Origin of the sequence: Solibacillus sp. NPDC093137, assembly GCF_050280445.1 — a bacterium.
GTDB lineage: Bacteria > Bacillota > Bacilli > Bacillales_A > Planococcaceae > Solibacillus > Solibacillus isronensis_B.
This window is the reverse complement of record NZ_JBNNVH010000005.1, coordinates 85009-106425: the sequence shown is the minus strand read 5'-3', so window position 1 is coordinate 106425 and position 21417 is coordinate 85009. Positions and strand designations below refer to the sequence as shown.

Below are 21417 nucleotides of genomic sequence, written 5' to 3'. Positions count from 1 at the left end.
ATGAAAACAACAAATCGTACAGTAGTTATTACAGGTGCCGCTCAAGGTATCGGCTATGCAATCGCGGAAGAATTCATTTCAAACGGCGACTTTGTAGCAATCTTTGACTTAAATGGAGAAGCTGCAATTGCTGCTGCTGAAAAATTAGGGAACGCAAAAGGTTACAAAGTGAACGTAGCTGACGAAACTTCAGTTAAAACTGCTATTGACTCTGTAATTGCAGAGCGCGGTTCTGTAGACGTAGTTGTAAACAACGCTGGTTTACAATTCATCAGCAAAACAGAAGATTTCCCAGTAGAAAAATGGGATCTATTAAACGATGTAATATTAAAAGGTACATTCTTAATGACAAAACATTCTTTAAAATCAATGCAAGCTCAAAATTTCGGTCGTATAATCAATATCGTATCTGCACACGGTCGTATTCCTGATGCTTACAAATCAGCTTACTGTGCTGCTAAAGCAGGTCAAACTGGTTTCTCTAAAGTAGTTGCATTAGAAAACGCTACAAACGGAATTACTGTTAACTGTATCGAGCCAGGTCCAGTACGTACAGAATTAATCGAAAAACAAATTCCAGTTTTAGCTGAAAAAGACGGCACTACTGAAGAAGAAGCAGTAGCACACCACATCTTAGGTAAACAATGGATCAAACGTTTACTTGAGCCATCTGAAATTGGCAAAACAGCTGTCTTCTTAGCTTCAGAAGGCGCAGCTGCAATTACAGGCGAATCAATTCCTGTAACTGGTGGTATGTAAGCTATTTAAAGCTTATAATTTATCACAACCAACACATATCTTTCCTATACCATTCAAAACCCATGCTAGAAATAAATAGGCTCGATTCCTTTTTTACGGAATCGAGCCTATTTACTATTCTTCTTTATTTAAATTAAAGCTATTAAGCAACGCACGCACTTCGTCGGTAGATTTTGTATTCATTAACTGGTTTCTCAGTTCGCCGGCACCTCGGAATCCTTTTACATAAATTTTGAAAAAGCGGTGAAGTCCCGACATTGAACGAGGAAGTTCTTCGGCATACTTGTCCTGCAGATCAAGCTGTAGTTTCAGAAGGTCAAGATACTCCTCAGGACTATGCTCCTTTGGTTCCTTTTCAAAAGCGAAAGGATTTTTGAAAATACCGCGTCCAATCATTACTCCGTCAATTCCGTACTTTTCTGCAAGTTCTAAACCAACTTGACGGTCTGGAATATCACCGTTAATTGTTAACAGTGTATTTGGAGCGATTTCATCACGCAACGCTTTAATTTCAGGAATAAGCTCCCAATGTGCATCAACAGCACTCATTTCTTTTCGTGTACGTAAATGAATGGAAAGATTTGCAATATCCTGTTTTAAAATATGGGTAAGCCACTCTTTCCATTCATCGATTTCTTTATAACCAAGTCGTGTTTTCACGCTGACAGGCAAACCACCAGCTTTAGCAGCTTCGATTAACTCTGCTGCTACATCCGGACGTAAAATCAGACCGCTGCCTTTTCCTCGCCCCGCAACATTCGGTACAGGGCAACCCATATTAATATCAATTCCTTTGAAGCCCAATTCCGCCATACCAATGCTCATCTTGCGGAAATTCTCGGGATTGTCTCCCCATATATGTGCAACAATCGGCTGTTCGTCTTCTGTAAATGTTAGACGCCCACGGACACTTTTGATCCCCTCAGGATGACAGTAACTTTCCGAGTTAGTAAACTCCGTGAAAAATACATCAGGTCTTCCTGCTTCAGCCACTACATGCCGAAATACTAAATCAGTTACATCTTCCATCGGCGCGAGTACAAAAAATGGTTTCGGTAACTCCTGCCAAAAATTCTCTTTCATATGTTAAATTCAATTCCTCTCATCACAAACAATCATCTATTACTTTTAAATTTCCTCTAACAATATTAGCGTAAATAGTGCAGAAAAGTAAAAGCAGATGATTTAAAAAGCAGTCTTTTAATCAATAAATAGTTTTTTATTCCATTAACCGATAAGCAGTTTCCTGTTTATCCTTTTTAGCGTTCCTAAAATACTCATCGCTGCTAAATAACTCGTTTTAGGATTTGCAGGAAGAGGATTATTCTTAATTGTAAATGTTGCTTCCCCAAAATCCCCTGTCATTTCAATTTGGTGAATGTTTTTATCAATTTTCGGGTCTGCCACTAAAGTTACACTCGTTTCGTCAAATCCAATTCCAGCCAGCGCAAGCACAATTGATACATTCATATTTTTAGGGTAACGTCGGATCGCTTCCGTCGCACTCCCTTCAAATATCACTTTCTCTTTCTCGATTGTTTCCTCAATTAATGAGCTCGCCGGCTTGCGTGTTGTTAGCGCAACGGATGTAACTGTACCAAGCACATGGGCGTTTTGGAGTAAATCCAACCCTCCAATTGCACCTGATGGCAAGTAAAGTCTTCGGTTGAATTCATTCGCTAAGGTGTTCAGCTCTGCCAACAGCTCCTCATCCACTAATGCACCAATACTAATTAAGACAACATCCTTTTTCCTGATTGCTGAAGGTAGCAATGTATGAACCGCTTCAATATTTGCGGCCTCCACAACTATATCAATTTCTGAATCTAAAAATGCATCTATTTCCGTGTACACCTTTACTCCATAATTGGATTCAAGTAAATGATGCTTTTCCCTGTCCCTCACAAAAACACTTGTAATACGCAAGTTTTCTTGCCTCTTTTCATTTATTTCTTCCAACAGGAAATGAGCAATTGCACCCGCGCCGATTAAACCGATTTTCATTGTGTGCCTCCTTTAAATCATCTTCTATTTTCAATTGTACTCTTCTACAACCATATCATAATTTCAGCAATGGATTCTCCCATCCTTTAACAGAGGGTTTACTTCAAATATATAGATGAATTCGTTAGTATGAATATAAGGCAAGAAATTAGAGGAGGTATTCATATGGAACTGACAGTTTATTTAGCAGGACAAATTCATGATGATTGGCGGGAAGAAGTTGCACAAAAGGCGAAGGAAAAAAATCTTCCTTTACACTTTGTAGCACCACAGACAGACCATGACCGTTCAGACAATATTGGCGAGGAAATTTTAGGCATCCAGCCATCAGCATATTATAAGGACAATGCCGCTTCCGATATTAATAACTTCCGGACACAGGTATTAATGCAGAAAGCGGATATTGTCATTGCATTATTCGGTGAAAAATATAAACAATGGAATACCGCAATGGATGTAAGTACAGCGATTGCGCTGAATAAACCGACGATCATCATTCGTCCTGAGTCATTAATTCATCCTTTAAAAGAGCTATCTAATAAAGCAAATGTAACAGTGGAAACTGTTGAACAGGCCATTGAAGTAATCCGTTATATATTTGAATAAAGTACCTAATACAAAAAAAGAACGAATTCCATGGAATTCGTTCTTTTTTATAAATAATTTATATAATTATATACGCTTCAAGGCACCATTAGGCTGTGGTAATTCTGACGCTGTTATTTCATTCATTTTACAGAAATGTGTAAAGAATTGCTGAGCCAGCTCTTTTTCCTGAGGGTCCGTTTTCAAGGAGATAATATCACGTAAAATTTGAGCCATCCATACATTGTCAAAGTAGCGATGTTTACCTGTATTCCATGTCATTTTGTGAGTGAACTTTTCGTTTACATAATAGTTCCAGAACAGCATTTGCTCTGCTTCCTGTTCTGTCAGCTTAATTCTGTATTTTGAATGTGCTGGAATATATCCATCTTCACTCAATTTCCCGATAAAATTCTCTTCTACCATATACACACCTAAAATGCGTCGATCTTTTTCAGGCGAATTTTCATCTACAGCCGTTAACAAGACAGCACTGTTTAGGTGCAGGCGAATAGGCTTTACAGGCTTCCCTTTATTTACACCGCTTTTCGTTAATCCCGAAAAAACCTTCCAATCTGAAAATGCTGTTTGCTGTTCTTCAGTGTCACACCAAAAAACTAATTGTGACTCTGGGTGAAGTTTGAAGTTTTTCATATGTTTTTCATGTATTAAACGAATTTCCTGGTTTTTACGCTGGAGTTTTAATTTCTCTTCTTTTTGCCATTCTTCTTCTCTTCGTTCAAGTTCTTTTTTCTGAATGATTTTTTCTAGTGTTTGAACATCATCTTTATCGTGAAGTACTAAGTGCTTTCCAAATACATCAGGGAAAACGAATTTTTTACTTTCCGATGCGAAATGTATTTCAATACTTGATTCATTCTGTTTAACGATACTACCCATTCCGAAATGCTTATGTGTAACTTTTTTATTGATTAGATTCATTATTTAAATCCTCCTTGTAAAATAAAAACACAGTTACGTTAGATCGTCCGTCAATAATTAGCCCCTTTAAGAGCTTAGACAACTGCCTGATTTTTTTGCTTTCATGAATAAAAAAAGTACATAAAAACGTATCCTTAATACAGAACTCAAAAAGAACAAAGAATACATAATACGCACCGAAAACAATTATAAGACTATTATAACATTTTTTTAAAGAAAATACAAAAATTTTATTGACTTTTTATTTTACGTTAGATAAAATTAAACTTTTATTCTCACTCAACCAAAATATTTACCCCTTAAAATTGTAATAGGCATCGGGTTCGGACGTATAAAAACACGTTTCTACCCGATGCTTTTTTTCTTTCCTGACTCAACGAATATTGAGGTTGCACAGCTCCCTTTTAAAAATTTACACGTTACGAAGCACTATACTGCCGGACTTTACATATGTTGCGTATATATAAACATGCCTTGTTTTAGTTCAAGCCTATATTTGCATATAAGTAAGTAAATGGCTGGACGATGATTATGAAACCTAAGGAGTGGATGAATGGGTGCAATTAATGGTGAAAGCTATATTAACCGATTAAATTCGTTAAATAATGAAATATGGCTGGGTGGAGAAAAAGTGGAAGGGCTGTTATCAGAACATCCTGTATTTAAAGGGCTTATTCAGACGAAAGCTTCCCTCTATGATTTACAACATGATCCTAAAATAATAGATGAAATGACTTTCGTATCCCCCCTTTCAGGAAAACGTGTCGGCCTTTCTTATTTGATGCCTAAAACGAAAGAGGATTTAATTAAAAGGCGAAAAATGATGGAGCATTGGGCTAAACATACACATGGAATTCTAGGAAGAAGTCCCGACTATTTGAATTCCGTTTTAATGGGTTTCACCTCATCTGCAACACTGCTTGAGGGTCAAGAAAACTGTTACCCAGACAACCTCCGAGCATTTTTTGAATTGGTGAGAGAAAATGATCTATCGCTTACACATACATTTATTACGCCTCAAGTTAATCGTTCTCAAAGTTATATTGAAAATACAAATGAACCTATCTCTGCAAAGGTTATCGCAGAGACTGAAGACGGCCTCATTATAAAGGGTGCACGTTTATTAGCAACACAAGGAGGTTTAACCGATGAGGTGTTTGTATTTAATGTCGGTAAGCTTGTATTCGGCGAAGATGAAACTTTTTCGTTTGCGGTCCCATCAAATACGAAAGGATTAAAATTTATTTGCAGAGATTCCTTTATAGGCGGAGAGTCAGCATTTGATCATCCATTAAGTTCAAAATATGAAGAAATGGATTCCATCGTCGTATTTGACAATGTATTAGTACCGTGGGAACGTGTCTTTTTTTACAACAATGTCGAGGTTGCCGAAAAATTTATTATTCAAAGTGCTTTTCACCATTTTGCAAAGCATCAAGTTTTAATAAGGCAGATTGCGAAAACGGAGTTTATTTTAGGTATAGCTGAACTCCTCATCGAGACGATCAAAGTTTATGAATATCAGCATATCCATGAAAAGATGTCTGAAATTATTGTGGGGCTGGAAACTATGAAAGCCCTGTTGGATAAAGCGGAGAATGATGCCGTACTTGATGAATTTGGCTATTTACGACCTGCAATTTTCCCTTTGAAAGTTGCCGGATATACGTTTTCAAAAATTTATCCACGTCTCACTGAAATCATTCAGCTTATTGGTGCAAGCGGAATAATTACACTACCGACAGAAAAGGCATTTCACTCCCCAATTAGAGACGATTTAGATCAATATCTTCAAGCAGCAACTAAACCTGCTGAAGAACGAGTGAAAATATTCCGGTTAGCTTGGGATTTAACGATGAGTTCATTTGGAACGAGGCAAACACAATATGAACGGTTCTTCTTCGGTGATACTGTTCGGTTAGCGAGCGAATTATATTTCACTTATCCTAAAAAAGAATTTGTAGAGGCAATCTATACTTTCCTCAATCGGAAAAATTAAGAGACGTTGATGCTTTATGCATCATTGGGAACCGCACTAATCTTTCACTGCCGCATATACTAGAGTAGAACGATAATCAAAAAGGATGATATTAAAATGACATTGCTGAAAATGGTGAGCTCTATTGTGGCATGTACAAATTCCCATCCATTTGACGAAGATGCAATCGATGAAAGCAGCGATATGAACCGCTGGGAAAATGAAGGCGGCAGACCCCTTTAATTAATTCGACTTATAGTTAATATAATGATGGCTTCCGAATACAAAGATATTAATATAAAAAATATCACTTTTCTCTAAGGAAAAAAGTGATATTTTTTGCGTTTTGCAGAGCCATCCCATTAGGGTGCTTGTCCCAATTTTTTCTGTATTTTTCTTCATTGTTTACTTCATCCATTGCCTCATCATTTACGCGCTTAACCAAACATCGGTACTTGTATATAACTGATTTGCTCTAAAACAATAATTCTTGTTGTACTTTCTCGTTCATACGTGTCTGTAGATTCTGTTAAAGTCAGGAAATCTTGATTTACCGATTCCAATGTTCCGGTAATAAGTTCCTCACCAACTGCAACAGTTATTTCTTGGTTTAATAACCTCAAAAGCTGAATATACAAAATGCCATTCAATCTAATCCCCTCCTTTTTTAGTAAGCTATATTTTTAATGTTCGTTAATGGAATATACAGAAAGTTTGAGTTTGAAGAAAGTGTTATATAGTCAAAGTTTACTTCTAATAACGTACCCGTGACTTTTCCATATTCCGTTGCAACTGTGAGACTCGATCCTTTTAAAGTTCCGAGAATATTACGTAATTGCCACATATTTACCCCCCTTTATGAAGTTATGTTAAAAGGATATGTTTGCTGGAGAAACTTGTTTGGGTAAATATTCTATTTTTCAAGATTCCCAAAAAAATATAAGTATGCAGCACAATTTTTGTAAAATAAGATTCATATCCTATTACTGAGGTGAGAGCTATGAAGGAAAGACAAGAAGGATTAGTAAGTGTAGTTATTCCATGTTATAATGCCGCGCCATTTATAGTAGATTGCCTAGACGGTCTTCAGTTACAAAAATACAATAAAATGGAAGTCATTCTTATAAATGATGCGTCAACTGACAATACATCCAAAATAGTTGAAGACTGGCTGGAAAATACAAAACCTCCTTTTACGGTTATTGTATGTAATCTACCTGTAAATACAGGCTTTGCCGGGGCCCTAACAATCGGCTATTTTATGAGTTCCGGCGAGTATATTGCAGTTAATGATGCAGATGATATTTCGCACCCTCTGCGTTTTGAAAAACAAGTAGATTTTTTGTTAAACAATCCAGATTACGATTTAGTCGGATCAAATTACCAAGTATTTTATGATGAAAACTTGGAAGTGCTCGGTAAAACGGCCGACTGGTTGAAGTATGGTGAGTCTATACGGAAATGTTACGAAGCAGGAGGTCACTGTGTGTGTCACGGAACAATTTTATTTCGCGGAAAAGTATTTGATTTGCTTGGTGGCCCGACTCGAAGAATTGTCGGAGCAGAAGATTATGAATTCATCGTTAAATTTTTAAATGCAAAATTAAAAATAGAGAATCTGAAAGACATTTTATATTACTACCGGAAACATGATCAACAACGTTCCAAAACTTTTTATGGAGGTGAAAAGAGTGGCTGACGAAAGGATTTTACTAGTAGTAGATGCTTTATATATCGGGGGAACCGAAACCCATGTATTAGGGTTGGCAAAAGAACTGGTTAAAAATAATATTTTTGTGGCGATTGCAGCAAATAAAACCGGTAGTTTAGTTGATGCATTTGAAGCATTAAATTGCCCTATTTATTCAATCGAGTTTCCAAAATCAATCTCTTTGGAAAAAGATCATGAAATTACATTAGTAAAAGAAATTGAGAAAATTATCGAGACCGAAAATATTACCCATGTTCATATTCATCAGACCCCTTCAGGATATTTAGCTGGTAAAGCGGCCGAAAACAGAAATATCCCTACCATCATCACAATACACGGAACGTATTATCCTGACCATGAAATACAAGAACTCCTTAAATTATCCGATGCAGTCATCTGTGTGAGCCCTCCTTTATGCAATTATATAAAAACATTTGATATAGAAAACCCTTATTTAATACCAAACGGAATCAATTTAGAGGATTATCCAAGAAATTCCGCTGTAAAAGATGTTAGAAGTGAATTGAAAATACCTAAAGATGCTCCAGTTCTTCTCTATGCCAGCAGAATCACATGGGCAAAAGCACAAGTTTGTTCTATTTTTTTAAGAGCTTGCAAAGATCTCAAATTAAATACTATCCCTAATCTTCATGTCATTATAGTGGGTGACGGCAATAAATTGAGCGAGATAAAATCATTAGCTCGAATGATTGAAGAAATGTGTGATGAGGCTTTTATCCATATAGTAGGAGAGCAAAAAAATATGCACCCCTATTACTCAGCAGCAGATTGTGTTGTAGGCACAGGCCGTGTAGCTTTAGAGGCTATGGCTTCAGAAAAACAAGTTGTTGCAGTCGGCAACCACGGGTATTTTGGGATTGTGGATATGAACAATTTCGAAGATGCCTGGAGTCATTATTTTGGAGACCACGGATCAAAAGCAGCTTGCAGCAGACATTTATTACGGGATGATTTGAAGAAAATTCTGATGGATCAAAATCACCTTAAACTAAACGGGATTACAGCAAGAGAATTAGCCGAGGAACTGTTTAACATTAATAATGTAGTAAAAGAAACATTGAAAGTTTATTCCGAGACAATAAAAGGTGGGATGAAAAAATGAAAAAGGTTTTATATATAGGCTGGATCGGATTTAATAATTTGGGTGATGAACTGTTATGGCATATTTTCAGAGATACATGCACCAAATACTTGGATAAAGATAAAATCATTGTTAAGCCATCAATGCCCGGAACTGATTTAAAAAATCTCGACGAATTTGATACGGTTGTATTAGGCGGAGGCTCATTATTATTGCCGGGCTACCTTCAAATTCTTCAAAATGCTATTCATAAAGGAAAATCAGTACTCATATGGGGATCCGGTTTAGATTGGATTGAAGAATCAAATCTAAATTTATTGATAAATGATCAACTGGCTTCATTAGAACAAAACTTTAAACAAAAAGATATTGATGTACTGGAAGAAGTTTTGGAGCATGCGCTTTTTGTAGGTGTTCGAGGTCCTCTAACAAAAAAAGCGATCGAAATTATGGTGGGCAAAGAAAAATCCGAAAAGGTTAAAATAATTGGCGATCCTGCTTTACTATTACAAAATAAAGACGCATTGAAGCCTCATGTACAAGAAAAAATCATCGGAATCAATTGGGGAACAACATTTAATCGCTTATATGGAGCAAATGAAAGTTCAGTAGAAGACCAATTAGTCGTAGCAGTGAAAAGACTAATTGACAAGGGTTATAAAATACTGATATACACGATGTGGTCAGACGATATATCCCATTGCGAAAGACTTTATAATAAAATCGGAGACACAGAAAATGTACAGTTAGACAAAAACCTTTATACCGAACAGCAAATGATTAATAAATTATCGACGTGTACTGCAACGATAAACTTTAAACTCCATGCCAATTTACTATCTATGGCTGCAGGTATACCAGCGATTCCACTAGGCTATCGCTTCAAAGTTTTTGATTTTGCAGCACTGCTTGGATTACTGGATTTAGTCGTTTCCACAAGTTCGAAGCAATTAACGGATGAACTAATGGATCGTATCGCGATGATTGAGAAAAATGAATTAATGCCAGTTAAGCAATACAATACTACCCAACAAACATGCACCCCACTTTTAGAATCACCTTTCACAAATTATTACTTTTAAGCTTATATATTTAAACAAGACTCCTCTCTTCAACAACTCGGGCTCAGGATACTGGTTGGTTCAAGACTGATTAGCGAATTTTAAGGAGTCTTTTTTTTTCAAGAAAATTACATATAAAAGGAAAGAAATAAGCTAGATACTGCAATAATTACCACCTCATAAATGCTGCTTTCTTAAGGCAAACTAATGCAAATCTAAAAGAAAGGTGTTGTGCAAAAAACATGAATAAACCTTTCGTGCCGCAGCTTGTTTATTTTGAACCGAAAGCATTGGACTATCCGCTCGGCAAAGAATTAAAAGAAAAGTTTGAAGCGTTGGGCATTGAGATACGTTATACAACCTCCCATAACCAAATACGAAACTTCCCCGGAGACACTGATTTGCAAAAGTATCGAATCGCAAAATCTACACTTGTCGTTGGTATTCGCAAAACTTTGAAGTTTGATACGTCCAAGCCATCCGCTGAATATGCTATTCCGCTTGCTACAGGGTGTATGGGGCACTGTCATTATTGCTATTTACAAACAACAATGGGAAGCAAACCGTACATTCGAACATATGTGAATGTCGATGAAATATTTGAAGCAGCGGATCAATATATCGAAGAACGTGCCCCTGAAATCACACGGTTTGAAGCGGCATGTACTTCCGATATTGTGGGGCTGGACCATTTAACGCATTCATTAAAGAAAGCGATAGAGCATTTTGGTCAAACTGAGTTGGGCAGGTTAAGGTTTGTCACAAAGTTTCATCATGTTGATCATTTACTCGATGCAAAACATAATGGTCATACAAGATTTCGTTTTAGTATTAATGCGGATTATGTCATAAAAAATTTCGAACCGGGTACTTCCTCGCTCGCTCAGCGTATTGAAGCAGCCGGCAAAGTAGCGAGAGCGGGTTATCCTCTTGGGTTTATCGTAGCACCGATTTACCTTCATGACGGATGGCAGGAAGGTTACTATCATATGTTTGAACGACTTGACGCCGAACTCCCCCAAGATGTGCGGGAAGATATTACATTCGAATTTATTCAGCACCGTTTTACAAAGGCTGCTAAAAATGTGATTAATAAAAACTATCCGAAGACGAAACTAAAATTGGACGAATCTGTAAGACGCGTGAAGTGGGGTAAATACGGAATTAGTAAGTATATTTATCAAAAGAACGAAGAGGATGAAATGAAAGAAAAGCTATACAGCTATATGGAAAAGTTCTTTCCAAATGCGAAACTTGAGTATTTCACGTAAATAATACGAAGAAAAGCAAAAGCAGACACGTTCAACTTTGAACTGTCTGCTTCTTATATTTAACGGATTTTTAATTTTTATTTTGTAAAATCAATTTTCTTTTGCAATAAATAAATTGTGACGCCGCCTACTAGCATTGAAAAGGCTTCCCCCACTGCTACCATTCCGTACGTTGGCCAAAATGGCAGATCAAAAACAATCATCAGCTGGGCTGCAACTGTAAACATGGATGCCGTAAAAATAATACCGGTTACAACAATTTTTAACACTAAGTTTTTCATATTTTTTGTAACGATACGGCAAATAACCAATACAATCAGTGTAGCAATCCCGCCTACTGGTACATCAATCCACCACATCGGTGAAAAGAAGTTCGCAATGACTACACCTAATGTTACTGCTACTATGTAACGTTTATGGAATAGCACTAAATAGTTAAACATTTCCGACAGCCTTAATTGTACGGCTCCGAAACTAATGACAGCCAAAACAAGCGTCACTGCTACATAAAGAGAAGCAACGATCGCAACTTTTGCTGTTTCATGCACGCTGACACGTGATGATGAAACAGAATTTTCCATTATTTAATTTCCTCCTTTATAAAATAGCTTGTATTGGCTATTTTACTGATAACTATGACCAAAGGAGCATGGGTGCTAGTACCCTGCCAAAGTGCCATAGTGTGATTTTGCACCCATTCATTATGGAGTAAATATTAAATAATGGCAATACTTTATTTGTTCATCCATCCACCATCAACCGGTAAAATTGTTGCATGCATATAATCGCTTGCTTCACTCGCTAAAAATAACGTAACATTTGCAACCTCTACCGGTTGGGCCCATCTGCCCGCAGGTGTTTGCTCTGCTACTAACTTCGCCATTTCGCCTGATCCCTCAAAATCGGCCGCATTCATCGGTGTCTCAATCGCACCCGGTGCAATTCCGTTTACACGTATTCCTTCCTTACAATAATCATAGGAAAGCTGTTTTGTATAACCGATTACAGCATGTTTGGAAGCGGTATATGCCGCTCCCCCGCCACCAGCAATCATTCCTGCAATCGATGCCATATTTACGATAACACCGCGCTTTTGGTTAAGCATTTTCTTCAATACTGCATTCGTTACTAAGAACATCCCTTTTACATTCACATCAAAGATTTTGTCCCATAGTGCTTCTTCTGTTTCAAGTGACGGGACATAACCATCAAGGATACCGGCAGTATTACATAAAATATCTATTGATTCTAATTGTCCAATCGTTTTTTCAATAAACTGTTGATCTGTTACACTTCCTGCATAGTGATGATACTTGTCGTCTGTTAAATCTGCTTTCTGAATATCAACTCCAATAACAGTAGCGCCTTCTTTTAAAAAGGCGGCAGCTTGCGCTCGTCCGATTCCAGATGCAGCACCTGTTATAACGACGACTTTATTTTTAAATTGCTTTTCCACTGTAATTCCCTCCAAAAAAATAACTGACTTGCATAAAAACAAGCCAGCATAAATTACTTATAGAACGATTTCCCAATCATCCGCTAAAATATCACAAACTGTCGGTGTAAACATCGTATACCCTTCACCTGTTACATTAATAACAAAATACGGGTTCATATCCAAGCCATCCAATGTAGTCGCAGGCACATATTTTACATATAGTTCAGCACCGCCCCAGCCTTTACGGATTATTTTCTCTCCACTTTTTAAACGAGGCAAAATTTCTTCAAATGTCATATTCATCTTCCTTTATGTATTCATATTTCTTACACATATTATAACAATAAGTTGCGGAAATCACATGCACCGGGTATCAAAAAGATATCCCGGTGCATGGCATCCTTATGTTCCTCTATGCTTTGTAACTTCTTGCGGCGGGTTATTGTGAATTACCTGATTAAACTCTTTCGAATACTCTTCACGGCGATTCGTATCCTTTTTTTCCTTTTTGTTCTTAGTGAAGCTTGTTTTACTTTTCTTCGCCATACTTTTTCACCTCCTAAAAACGAATTGGATTCTTATTTATTTTGCTTAAAATTAATGAATGTATGCTGTAATCAACTGAACACCAATTTATTTATATGAAGACAATTTTTAACGCTTGGAATCCAAATTATTTTCCGGAGAAGTTTTAAAACTTTTTGTATAAAAAATGATATATGACCTATACTATTAAAGATTTCACTTCAAATCTAAGTGACTGGGAGGGTTAACCCGATGAGTGCGAATGATCAATCTCAAAAGGACCAACAAAAACTGAATAAGCTTACACAGAGTATTTTTGGAGCAATCTAAAATTAATCTGAAAGCGAGGCAGTGTGTCATGGAGGATCATAAGTGGTAATCAAAATAAGAACCTGGAATTAAAAACTCCAGGTTCTTTCTTATTTTAGAAATCTTAGATAGTACAATTGAACACATTATAATTTTTTAAAAATTTCTCAAACAATGTTTAAAAAATGAAATATAGCTTATACTATTAAAGATTTCACTTCAAATCTAAGTGACTGGAGGGTTAACCCGATGAGTGCGAAAGATCAATCTCAAAAGGACCAACGAAAACTGAATGAGCTTAAACAGAATATTTTTGGAGTAATCTAAAATTTAATCTGAAAGCGAGGCAGTGTGTCATGGAGGAGCAAAAGTGATAATCAAAAAAAGAACCTGGAATTAAAAACTCCAGGTTCTTTCTTATTTTTTATGATTCGATTCCAGCAATACCAAATCCTCCAGGACCCGCATGAGTTGAAATCATCGCACCGGCCTGGATCCACCTTACATTTTCGAAACCGGCTTCCTTCACGACTTCTTCTAAACGCTTCTTAATCTGTTCATCAAGTCCTATCGAGTAGATTAAATATAATTGCTTCCGATCAATATTGTATTCATTTAAATAATCCCTCATAAGTTTTTCAGCAACAATGTCCATCTTGCCACGGTATTTTCTAGTTGAAACGAGCTTACCTTCTTTTAACTCAATGCAAGGCTTAATTTTAAGCAATGCACCACCGATATATGCAATATTACTGACCCGTCCCCCTGCTTTTAAAAAGTCTAAACTTCCGGGCAGGAAAGCCAGCCTTGTTTTAGGGACAATTGATTCAACTTTTGCAATTAAGTGCTCATGGCTAATGTCAGGCTCTTCTTCAAGTAGATTTGCTGCATACATCACTACTGCACCTAATCCCCCCGTTACATTTAATGCATCAATCAGGAAAAGATCGTCAAAATCTTCTGCTGCAATAACCGCACTTTGAAAGGAAGCAGATGCTTTTGACGTATAGCCAATGTGAATGATAATGCTTTCAGGAAACTTTAATCGAATATTTGTAAACAAACCTTGATATTCATGGGTATTTGTCGCAGCTGTAGACGGAATTTTTTTTGTTTGATCATAAAAATCAAAAACTTCTTCTACAGACAGCTCACCGTCCAAATAATCTTTTCCATCCATAATAACGTGCATCGGTACTACTTGAATTTGATGTTTTTCAACTAGGTCCTTCGGTATATCTGCACCACTCTCAGTCGATAAAATAATTCTTTTCATTGTACCTTCCTTTCAAAAATGCAGTCACTGCTGCAATCTTTTTTGCGTATTCACCTTAAATATACACTAAAAAGGAAATGCGGGATGCACAACTTTTAGAATGAGCGTTGTATTAAATACATATATTAAAAGCGAATGCGAATTAGGAAAATGTTAAGGCATCAAATTTTACTGCCTTACAATTGGCATCGAACAGCATCTGAACGAGCCTCCCGATTTAATGATTTCTGAAAAGTCGACTTCCAGCACTTCATAGCCATGCTGTCTCATTTGATAATTCACATCACGGTTAACCGGCAAGCTCAGCACACGATTTTGTCCAATAGAAAGTACGTTTGTCCCCATTGAAAACTGCTCGTTTTCGCTTACTTCTATTAAGTGATACATACTAGACAAAAGTTTGACTACTTCTGGTTTGAATGCATCCGGAAAAATAAGTGCATCTTTTGATGAAAGAATATTGAATACACAGTCTAAATGTAAATATTTTGGGTTAAACGGTATTGGAAGAATTTCATAACCGGGCAGTTCTTTTTGTAAATTTTGAATGGCTCTTTTGCATGTGCGATCACTAATTCCAACAAAAACTCTATTGCCGTCAATAATCACATCGCCACCTTCAATAGAATGTACAGAAAGGTTATGATAAGAAATTTTATTTTCATTCAGCCATTGCGCCAGTACTTCTTCTTCACCTTGACGTATAGAGTTTGCCATCTCTGAAACAAACAACTGATCACCAATAGTAAAACCAATATCTCTTGTAAATACTTGTTCCGGATGGTCTTTACTAGGTGGTAGTTTAATTACTTCCACACCAGCATTGCGAAGCGTTTGTTCAAACTTTCGATGCTGGGCTATCGCAAGATCTTGATCAATATTATCTTTCATATATTTTTTTTGAACATCATTAATTACTTCTTTAATTTCCATATATTTAGGTTCGCATAACACGACCTTTTTTAAAGTTCCATACTCACTTTGACATACTATTTGGGATTGCTTCGAAAATATTTTTACCATAAGTCATCCTCCAAGTTCTTGATTCACCTTATACTATTCCCTATTTTTGCGATTTCAAAAACTCTTTGTGATCATTATAAGGTGAATACTATTGTTTTAAGAAATTTTCGTTGGGGTATGGAATTGCAATAAGAATTAGGCGAAGAACATTAACGGAGGAGATAGTATGATTACGAAAGGGCAGGCACTATTAACAAAAGAAGATTTCCACAATCGAACGGACTTGCCAAGTTGGCTCTATAAAGAATATGAAACTTTTCATAATACAGTAACAGATAAAACATTCCCGTGCTTTTTTGGAATGAGCGGCGAATTAAAAGGCGAACTTCGCTATGCGTATATTGCACAGGATGACTGGAGTAACTTACCTCTCGCAGTAGAAGGTTTTTTAGATTTATTTAAACAGCCCGATTATAAAAGGCACGGTCTCTTTGTATTTGTTGAGCCTTTTGAACAAGAAGGGGCGCTAGATGATTACCGTCAACAGTTTTGGGATATCCTCCAGTACCTACATACAGTCGATAAAGTAGAATGGCCGGAAAACAGTCCTCGTGACCCGGACCATTATTTGTGGGATTTCCATTTCGCTGGAGAGCCTATCTTTGTATTTGGAAATGCTCCTGCATATAAGAAGCGCAAAACCCGCCATTTAGGAAATGCAATGGTACTCGGATTTCAGCCTCGTAAAATATTCCAAGGTTTAGAGGGTACCGAAAAAGGCGGTATTATGTCCAGGGAAAAAGTGCGGAAACGTGTGGAAGTTTGGGATCAGCTTCCGAAGCATCCCGATATCGGACACTTTGGAGATCCGACACATAACGAATGGAAACAATCCTTTATCGGCGACGATATCATACCTATCCAAGGTAAATGCCCTTTCCAGCACAAATCATTGCTATGAGTTTATATTTATAATAATAAAAGAACGAATCCACTGTGAGGATTCGTTCTTTTATCTATTTATTTTCAGGCTAACGCTCTCTTTTCAAACGAAATGACATAATAAGGGCAAGGCCGATATCCATACAATTTTATCCATACTGTATCTACCCCTCAATTATCGAAACGTTATAACTTTTTGCGAGCTAATATTCTAATCCAGCAATACCAACTCCTCCTGGACCAGCATGTGTAGATATTCCAGCTCCCGCTTGCATCCATTTCACATCTTCGAATCCTTTTCCCCTTGCAATTTCAACCATCCGGGTTTTAATACTTTCATCAAGTCCTATTGAGTAAATCAAAAATAGCAGTTTTCTATCAATGTTATATTCATTTAAAAAATCACGCATAAATTTTTCTGCTACTATACTCATCTTCCCGCGATAGTTTCTTTTTGAAACAAGGTTCCCCTCTTTTAATTCAATGCAGGGCTTTATTTTCAACAATGCTCCCCCAAGATAAACAAGATTGCCGACTCTTCCACCTGCTTTCAAAAAATCAAGACTACCTGGTAGAATCGCAAGCCGTGTTTTCGGAACAAAGGATTCTATTTTCTCTATTAAGCGAATATGGTCAATGGAAGGTTCATTTTCAAGCAGAATGGCTGCATACATAACGATCGCAGCTAATCCTCCTGTTATATTCAATGAGTCCACAAGGAAAATATCGTCAAATTCTTTTGATGCAATGACCGCGCTTTGAAAAGTGACAGTTGCTTTTGATGTGCACCCAATATGAATAATAATACTATCCGGAAAATTAGATCTGATTTTTGAAAATAAATCATAATATTCCTGTACATTAGTAGCTGCAGTAGATGGAATTTTCTTAGTACGACTATAATAATCAAAAACTTCCTCTACAGAGAGTTCCCCGTCCAAATAATCTTTCCCATCCATAATGATATGCATAGGAGCTACTTGAATTTGATATTTTTCAACCAGTTCTTTCGGTAAATCTGCCCCACTGTCAGTTGATAAAATAATCTTTCTCATCGTATACACCTTCCAATTAACGCAACCATTTCTGCGTACTTATTTTCGATAGTTTTTACTGTAATATCAACTTATTTATAGATTAAATAAACCTCTAATATATTTATATGTAAGAGATAGATTAGCATAACCTGTTTAGACATACTCAATAGAAAAAAACGAATTCTTTTTCAAAAATCCGTTTCGTAAATTTATTGCTCTTTTTCTATTCCCTGATTAAAAACGTTCCTCCGTAAGATCGACATTTACTGAAACTGCGGCTTTATTTCCTCTGGCGGCCGAAATCATTAATGAAGACGGTCGGGCTGTTTCAGTTTCTCCAGCGATATAGACATTTTTCTCAGAAGTTCTGCCAACCCCATCCGTTATGACTTTTCCATTTTCATGTACCTCACAACCTAACATTTCCACAAGCTTATTCGGACGGTAATATGTTGGCGCTACAAAACCAAAAGATCGTTGAAGCATTTCTCCTGATTCAAATTCTATTTTTTCTAAAAACCCGTCATTACCAATTAAAGTTTTTATCCGATCTTCTATTATTTCGATATTCCGTTTTTCTAACTGTGATGCCGCCTCTTTCGAAAGTTCAAGGCCATTTGTTAAAACAACTAAATCCTTCGACCAGTTATATATTAATTTAGTCAAATGCAACACATGGTCTTCTTTTTCCGCGATGACCACCAAAGGCTTATCCCGCTGTTCCCAACCATCGCAGTATGGACAGCTAAATAAACTTTTTCCGTAGTAGTTTCTTATGCTAGGTATGAAAAAAACCTCTTGAATGCCTGTGGCCAGTATAACTTTTTCTGTCATATACTCCTTCTTATTAGATGCTTTGACAATATATCTTTCATCTTTATCCTTGGTTATTTCAGTAACTGTTGCGTTTACGTAGGATACTGATGGATAGTTCTCCAATTCTTTTAATCCTATTTCTCTAAACTCCAGAGGATTGGTCCGATCCCGTGTAATAAATCCACGAGCCTCATGCGTCACGCGATTGCGATTCGTGTTATCATCGAATAATACAACTTCTCTTCTAGCCCTGCCTAAAACTAAACTGGCACTTAATCCAGCCGGTCCCCCGCCGATTATAATACATTCCAATACATCCATTATTATCACCCACTCATTTTGTTTCTAATTTCATTAAATTCCCAGTACTTATATAGAAAAAACATCAATAATTTTTATATGCCCTATCTTGGATATTTTGAACCAAAAATCCAGAACTATCCTTTAGTCGTAAATTTTCATATAAAATATTTCATAAAATGCAATGAATAATAAAATAAATCAAAAAATTATAACTTTTAAATATATATTATAATTTTCCGAAATATAGATAGACATAAGTCCCATAATAATATATTCTAATATTCGTCTTTAATACCCTCATTTTGGGATGAAAGTCAATACATAGGTAAAAGGTAGATGAAAATGCATATACTAAAAAATTTCAAGATAAAAACCCAGTGGATAGTGTTGATTTCACTCGCAATTATTTCAGCGGTCGCCATCACTGTTTTATTTAGTCAGTGGACAGTACGAAATATATTAACCGAAGAAAATGAACAGACTTCTGCTAATAATGCTAAAAATGCTGTGGATCAAGTGTCATTAGGTTTGGAAACTTATGAAACAAACCTTTTACAATTCGGTCAGGTTATTGAAACGATTTTACAAAAAGATCAAGTGGATTTTTTACATATCGATAAAATTACTAGCACTATAAAAGAGAACAATGAAAATTACTTATCCGTCTACTTCATGGATTTTAATTCCGGCAAACTGCATTCCACACCTGGAATAGATTATGAGTGGGATGTACGTGACTCTCAAACATTTGCAAAATTGAATGCAAACCCCAACATGCAATGGATGGACGTCTATTTGGATACTGGTATTAACAAGTTAATGACTTCTGTTATTGCCCCGGTATTTAAAGATGATAAACTTGTCGGTGCGGTCGGCTATGATATTGACTTCTCTACAATTGGTGAGATTCGTGAAGGGATCGAAGCAAAATCATCTTCAAAATTAATGATTGTCGATCCAAATGGATTGATTGTATCTTCATTTATCGAAGATGGGGACGGTAAGAATATCATTGCCGATAATTCCGGCAAGATTACTGGCGTTACCGATCTATTAGATACTTCCGAATTAGAGAAAAAGTTTAATTGGATGTCAGATGCTAAAAATGGGAACAACCAAATTGAACAGTTTGTATGGAATGACGTGAATTATACAGGTGAAATACAAGTTATCGAGAAAAATAACTGGCAAATTGTCTCTTTAGTAGATGAGGATAGTTATGTGCAACAGTTAAATAAATTAACGATTGCAGGCTGGATTTCATTAGCGATTGGTTTGATAATAGGATGTTTATTCGCCTATTTCATGGCACGAAAATTAGTGGATATTTTAAATAGCTTTAAAGTAGTATTTGAAAAAACAGCAAGCGGTGACTTTATTTCACGTTTCGAAACAAAGTCAAATGATGAAATTGCAGACTTAGCCAATCAATACAACAATATGCTTGATGAAGTTCGTAATTTAATTAACCAAGTAAATGAAAATTCAATGGAAATCCAGCATTCTTCTAACAGTTTAGCTATTATTGCCAAGGAAAATGAGCAAGCGTTAAATAATGTCTCAAACAGCATTGAAGAAATTGCAATGAATACGAGCACACAGGCAGAAAAAATGCATGATGGTTCTACAGCTATTCATGTATTGGCTGATGGTATTGAATCTATAGAACTAAAAACTCAGCAAATGGTAAATGATGCTGACGAAGCATTGGTAGAAGTGCATACAAGTATTGATAAAGTGCAACAATTGGAAACATCTTATGCGAATTTAGAGCGAGCTTTCAATGAAGTAACGGTCGTAACCGGACAGTTAGACGGAAAAACGAAATCCATTTCGAAAGTAACTGATGTAATTGCCCAAATTACTGAACAAACAAATTTACTTGCGCTTAATGCTTCGATTGAAGCTGCTCGAGCAGGTGAGCACGGGAAAGGTTTTGCAGTTGTAGCAGATGAAGTAAGAAGCCTAGCAGAAAGTTCAAAAGCTGCAACAACTAATATTCAGCAAATCATTCTTAGTATTTTAGAGGATACTCAGCAACTCGTTCAAGTAATGAAGCAGACAAATGAGATTAGCGAAGATCAGAAGTTAGCAGTTAATACTGTAGATAATGCAATTAAACAGCTTTCCGATACATTGGAAAATATGAAAATGTCGATTTCAAACACGATGGAAAATGTTTCAACAATGCAGCAGCAAAAAAATGTCGTTGTCTCTTCAATAGCAGTTGTTAATGAAATGACAACAGAGGTTACAGCAGAGACGCAGGAAATTGCGAGTTCAATCGAAGAACAAACATCAGCTACTTCTGAAGTAACGACGCATGCTACGCACTTAAATAAACAAGTTGAAAAATTATCTGAATCTGTTTCAAAATTTAAGCTATAGTAAGCAA

General features: G+C 36.4%; 23 protein-coding genes. 10 read left to right on the top strand and 13 right to left on the bottom strand.

Annotated features, from left to right (window positions below; genetic code table 11):
- Complete coding sequence (locus ACQKN3_RS15795; protein WP_427713146.1) at nucleotides 1-759, top strand: SDR family oxidoreductase; 759 nt, start codon at nucleotides 1-3, stop codon at nucleotides 757-759.
- Between the two features lie 114 nt (nucleotides 760-873).
- Here ACQKN3_RS15795 and ACQKN3_RS15790 read toward each other — a convergent pair whose 3' ends face one another.
- Nucleotides 874-1842 carry a tRNA dihydrouridine synthase gene (locus ACQKN3_RS15790; RefSeq protein WP_427713143.1) on the bottom strand — a complete coding sequence of 323 codons (969 nt, stop codon included), beginning with the start codon at nucleotides 1840-1842 and terminating at the stop codon, nucleotides 874-876.
- A 144-nt stretch (nucleotides 1843-1986) separates the two neighbouring features.
- The gene (nadX, locus tag ACQKN3_RS15785; protein ID WP_427713141.1) at nucleotides 1987-2763 is read right to left on the bottom strand and encodes an aspartate dehydrogenase; all 777 of its coding nucleotides are present in this window, start codon (nucleotides 2761-2763) and stop codon (nucleotides 1987-1989) included.
- Nucleotides 2764-2928: 165 nt separating this feature from the next.
- On the opposite strand from nadX, the gene ACQKN3_RS15780 reads away from it, so the two are divergent.
- Nucleotides 2929-3369 carry a YtoQ family protein gene (locus ACQKN3_RS15780; RefSeq protein ID WP_427713139.1) on the top strand — a complete coding sequence of 147 codons (441 nt, stop codon included), beginning with the start codon at nucleotides 2929-2931 and terminating at the stop codon, nucleotides 3367-3369.
- 66 nt (nucleotides 3370-3435) lie between these two features.
- Here ACQKN3_RS15780 and ACQKN3_RS15775 read toward each other — a convergent pair whose 3' ends face one another.
- Entirely contained in the window at nucleotides 3436-4290 is an 855-nt protein-coding gene (locus tag ACQKN3_RS15775) for a malate synthase (protein WP_251690740.1), read from the bottom strand.
- Between the two features lie 553 nt (nucleotides 4291-4843).
- Between ACQKN3_RS15775 and hpaB the strand changes: the two genes are divergently transcribed.
- Together hpaB and ACQKN3_RS15765 are read left to right on the top strand one after the other, a co-directional pair.
- On the top strand, nucleotides 4844-6289 hold the full coding sequence (gene hpaB / locus ACQKN3_RS15770) for a 4-hydroxyphenylacetate 3-monooxygenase, oxygenase component (RefSeq protein ID WP_427713137.1): 1446 nt from the start codon (nucleotides 4844-4846) through the stop codon (nucleotides 6287-6289).
- A 96-nt stretch (nucleotides 6290-6385) separates the two neighbouring features.
- Nucleotides 6386-6511, top strand: a complete 126-nt coding sequence (locus ACQKN3_RS15765) for a hypothetical protein (protein ID WP_285848938.1) — start codon at nucleotides 6386-6388, stop codon at nucleotides 6509-6511.
- Nucleotides 6512-6705: 194 nt separating this feature from the next.
- Here the strand turns inward: ACQKN3_RS15765 and ACQKN3_RS15760 are convergent, their stop codons facing one another.
- Nucleotides 6706-6918, bottom strand: coding sequence for a hypothetical protein (locus ACQKN3_RS15760; protein ID WP_251690742.1), 213 nt, complete (start codon nucleotides 6916-6918; stop codon nucleotides 6706-6708).
- Nucleotides 6919-6935: 17 nt separating this feature from the next.
- Nucleotides 6936-7112, bottom strand: coding sequence for a DUF2642 domain-containing protein (locus ACQKN3_RS15755; protein ID WP_251690743.1), 177 nt, complete (start codon nucleotides 7110-7112; stop codon nucleotides 6936-6938).
- 156 nt (nucleotides 7113-7268) lie between these two features.
- Here ACQKN3_RS15755 and ACQKN3_RS15750 point away from each other — a divergent pair, with 156 nt between their 5' ends.
- The 4 genes from ACQKN3_RS15750 to splB all read left to right on the top strand — a co-directional run bounded on the left by ACQKN3_RS15750 (nucleotide 7269) and on the right by splB (nucleotide 11413).
- On the top strand, nucleotides 7269-7967 hold the full coding sequence (locus ACQKN3_RS15750) for a glycosyltransferase family 2 protein (protein WP_427713133.1): 699 nt from the start codon (nucleotides 7269-7271) through the stop codon (nucleotides 7965-7967).
- Nucleotides 7960-9102, top strand: a complete 1143-nt coding sequence (locus ACQKN3_RS15745; protein WP_427713131.1) for a glycosyltransferase — start codon at nucleotides 7960-7962, stop codon at nucleotides 9100-9102. Before ACQKN3_RS15750 ends, ACQKN3_RS15745 begins: the two co-directional genes overlap by 8 nt.
- The gene (locus ACQKN3_RS15740) at nucleotides 9099-10163 is read left to right on the top strand and encodes a polysaccharide pyruvyl transferase family protein (RefSeq protein ID WP_427713129.1); all 1065 of its coding nucleotides are present in this window, start codon (nucleotides 9099-9101) and stop codon (nucleotides 10161-10163) included. The genes ACQKN3_RS15745 and ACQKN3_RS15740 overlap by 4 nt, the downstream gene beginning before the upstream one ends.
- A gap of 221 nt (nucleotides 10164-10384) precedes the next feature.
- A complete protein-coding gene (gene splB / locus ACQKN3_RS15735; RefSeq protein ID WP_427713126.1) occupies nucleotides 10385-11413 on the top strand; it encodes a spore photoproduct lyase in 1029 nt (342 codons plus the stop codon).
- A gap of 77 nt (nucleotides 11414-11490) precedes the next feature.
- On the opposite strand, the gene ACQKN3_RS15730 is transcribed toward splB, so the two are convergent.
- The 6 genes from ACQKN3_RS15730 to ACQKN3_RS15705 all read right to left on the bottom strand — a co-directional run bounded on the left by ACQKN3_RS15730 (nucleotide 11491) and on the right by ACQKN3_RS15705 (nucleotide 15984).
- A complete protein-coding gene (locus ACQKN3_RS15730) occupies nucleotides 11491-11994 on the bottom strand; it encodes a QueT transporter family protein (protein WP_427713124.1) in 504 nt (167 codons plus the stop codon).
- A gap of 152 nt (nucleotides 11995-12146) precedes the next feature.
- A complete protein-coding gene (locus ACQKN3_RS15725; protein ID WP_427713122.1) occupies nucleotides 12147-12869 on the bottom strand; it encodes a 3-oxoacyl-ACP reductase in 723 nt (240 codons plus the stop codon).
- A 57-nt stretch (nucleotides 12870-12926) separates the two neighbouring features.
- Nucleotides 12927-13148 carry a DUF2829 domain-containing protein gene (locus ACQKN3_RS15720; RefSeq protein ID WP_427713120.1) on the bottom strand — a complete coding sequence of 74 codons (222 nt, stop codon included), beginning with the start codon at nucleotides 13146-13148 and terminating at the stop codon, nucleotides 12927-12929.
- Between the two features lie 105 nt (nucleotides 13149-13253).
- Nucleotides 13254-13397, bottom strand: a complete 144-nt coding sequence (locus ACQKN3_RS15715; protein WP_014822645.1) for a hypothetical protein — start codon at nucleotides 13395-13397, stop codon at nucleotides 13254-13256.
- Nucleotides 13398-14109: 712 nt separating this feature from the next.
- On the bottom strand, nucleotides 14110-14961 hold the full coding sequence (locus ACQKN3_RS15710; protein ID WP_427713117.1) for a DegV family protein: 852 nt from the start codon (nucleotides 14959-14961) through the stop codon (nucleotides 14110-14112).
- A 168-nt stretch (nucleotides 14962-15129) separates the two neighbouring features.
- Nucleotides 15130-15984, bottom strand: a complete 855-nt coding sequence (locus ACQKN3_RS15705) for a dimethylarginine dimethylaminohydrolase family protein (RefSeq protein ID WP_427713115.1) — start codon at nucleotides 15982-15984, stop codon at nucleotides 15130-15132.
- Between the two features lie 166 nt (nucleotides 15985-16150).
- On the opposite strand from ACQKN3_RS15705, the gene ACQKN3_RS15700 reads away from it, so the two are divergent.
- Nucleotides 16151-16885 (top strand): YqcI/YcgG family protein, encoded by a 735-nt coding sequence (locus tag ACQKN3_RS15700; RefSeq protein WP_427713113.1) that lies wholly within the window; start codon nucleotides 16151-16153, stop codon nucleotides 16883-16885.
- Between the two features lie 184 nt (nucleotides 16886-17069).
- Here the strand turns inward: ACQKN3_RS15700 and ACQKN3_RS15695 are convergent, their stop codons facing one another.
- Together ACQKN3_RS15695 and ACQKN3_RS15690 are read right to left on the bottom strand one after the other, a co-directional pair.
- A complete protein-coding gene (locus ACQKN3_RS15695; protein ID WP_427713110.1) occupies nucleotides 17070-17921 on the bottom strand; it encodes a DegV family protein in 852 nt (283 codons plus the stop codon).
- A gap of 216 nt (nucleotides 17922-18137) precedes the next feature.
- On the bottom strand, nucleotides 18138-19040 hold the full coding sequence (locus ACQKN3_RS15690) for an NAD(P)/FAD-dependent oxidoreductase (protein WP_427713107.1): 903 nt from the start codon (nucleotides 19038-19040) through the stop codon (nucleotides 18138-18140).
- A 324-nt stretch (nucleotides 19041-19364) separates the two neighbouring features.
- On the opposite strand from ACQKN3_RS15690, the gene ACQKN3_RS15685 reads away from it, so the two are divergent.
- Nucleotides 19365-21410 carry a methyl-accepting chemotaxis protein gene (locus ACQKN3_RS15685; protein ID WP_427713105.1) on the top strand — a complete coding sequence of 682 codons (2046 nt, stop codon included), beginning with the start codon at nucleotides 19365-19367 and terminating at the stop codon, nucleotides 21408-21410.
- Nucleotides 21411-21417 lie beyond the last annotated feature (7 nt).

Bases quoted from the DNA above. Each gene is read 5' to 3' on its own strand.
- ACQKN3_RS15790 (WP_427713143.1), bottom strand. From the start codon at position 1,842: ATGAAAGAGAATTTTTGGCAGGAGTTACCGAAACCATTTTTTGTACTC.
- ACQKN3_RS15715 (WP_014822645.1), bottom strand. From the start codon at position 13,397: ATGGCGAAGAAAAGTAAAACAAGCTTCACTAAGAACAAAAAGGAAAAA.
- ACQKN3_RS15690 (WP_427713107.1), bottom strand. From the start codon at position 19,040: ATGGATGTATTGGAATGTATTATAATCGGCGGGGGACCGGCTGGATTA.
- ACQKN3_RS15755 (WP_251690743.1), bottom strand. From the start codon at position 7,112: ATGTGGCAATTACGTAATATTCTCGGAACTTTAAAAGGATCGAGTCTC.
- ACQKN3_RS15740 (WP_427713129.1), top strand. From the start codon at position 9,099: ATGAAAAAGGTTTTATATATAGGCTGGATCGGATTTAATAATTTGGGT.
- ACQKN3_RS15720 (WP_427713120.1), bottom strand. From the start codon at position 13,148: ATGACATTTGAAGAAATTTTGCCTCGTTTAAAAAGTGGAGAGAAAATA.
- hpaB (WP_427713137.1), top strand. From the start codon at position 4,844: ATGGGTGCAATTAATGGTGAAAGCTATATTAACCGATTAAATTCGTTA.
- ACQKN3_RS15685 (WP_427713105.1), top strand. From the start codon at position 19,365: ATGCATATACTAAAAAATTTCAAGATAAAAACCCAGTGGATAGTGTTG.
- nadX (WP_427713141.1), bottom strand. From the start codon at position 2,763: ATGAAAATCGGTTTAATCGGCGCGGGTGCAATTGCTCATTTCCTGTTG.
- ACQKN3_RS15750 (WP_427713133.1), top strand. From the start codon at position 7,269: ATGAAGGAAAGACAAGAAGGATTAGTAAGTGTAGTTATTCCATGTTAT.
- ACQKN3_RS15700 (WP_427713113.1), top strand. From the start codon at position 16,151: ATGATTACGAAAGGGCAGGCACTATTAACAAAAGAAGATTTCCACAAT.
- ACQKN3_RS15780 (WP_427713139.1), top strand. From the start codon at position 2,929: ATGGAACTGACAGTTTATTTAGCAGGACAAATTCATGATGATTGGCGG.
- ACQKN3_RS15710 (WP_427713117.1), bottom strand. From the start codon at position 14,961: ATGAAAAGAATTATTTTATCGACTGAGAGTGGTGCAGATATACCGAAG.
- ACQKN3_RS15795 (WP_427713146.1), top strand. From the start codon at position 1: ATGAAAACAACAAATCGTACAGTAGTTATTACAGGTGCCGCTCAAGGT.
- ACQKN3_RS15765 (WP_285848938.1), top strand. From the start codon at position 6,386: ATGACATTGCTGAAAATGGTGAGCTCTATTGTGGCATGTACAAATTCC.
- ACQKN3_RS15730 (WP_427713124.1), bottom strand. From the start codon at position 11,994: ATGGAAAATTCTGTTTCATCATCACGTGTCAGCGTGCATGAAACAGCA.
- ACQKN3_RS15695 (WP_427713110.1), bottom strand. From the start codon at position 17,921: ATGAGAAAGATTATTTTATCAACTGACAGTGGGGCAGATTTACCGAAA.
- splB (WP_427713126.1), top strand. From the start codon at position 10,385: ATGAATAAACCTTTCGTGCCGCAGCTTGTTTATTTTGAACCGAAAGCA.
- ACQKN3_RS15775 (WP_251690740.1), bottom strand. From the start codon at position 4,290: ATGAATCTAATCAATAAAAAAGTTACACATAAGCATTTCGGAATGGGT.
- ACQKN3_RS15705 (WP_427713115.1), bottom strand. From the start codon at position 15,984: ATGGTAAAAATATTTTCGAAGCAATCCCAAATAGTATGTCAAAGTGAG.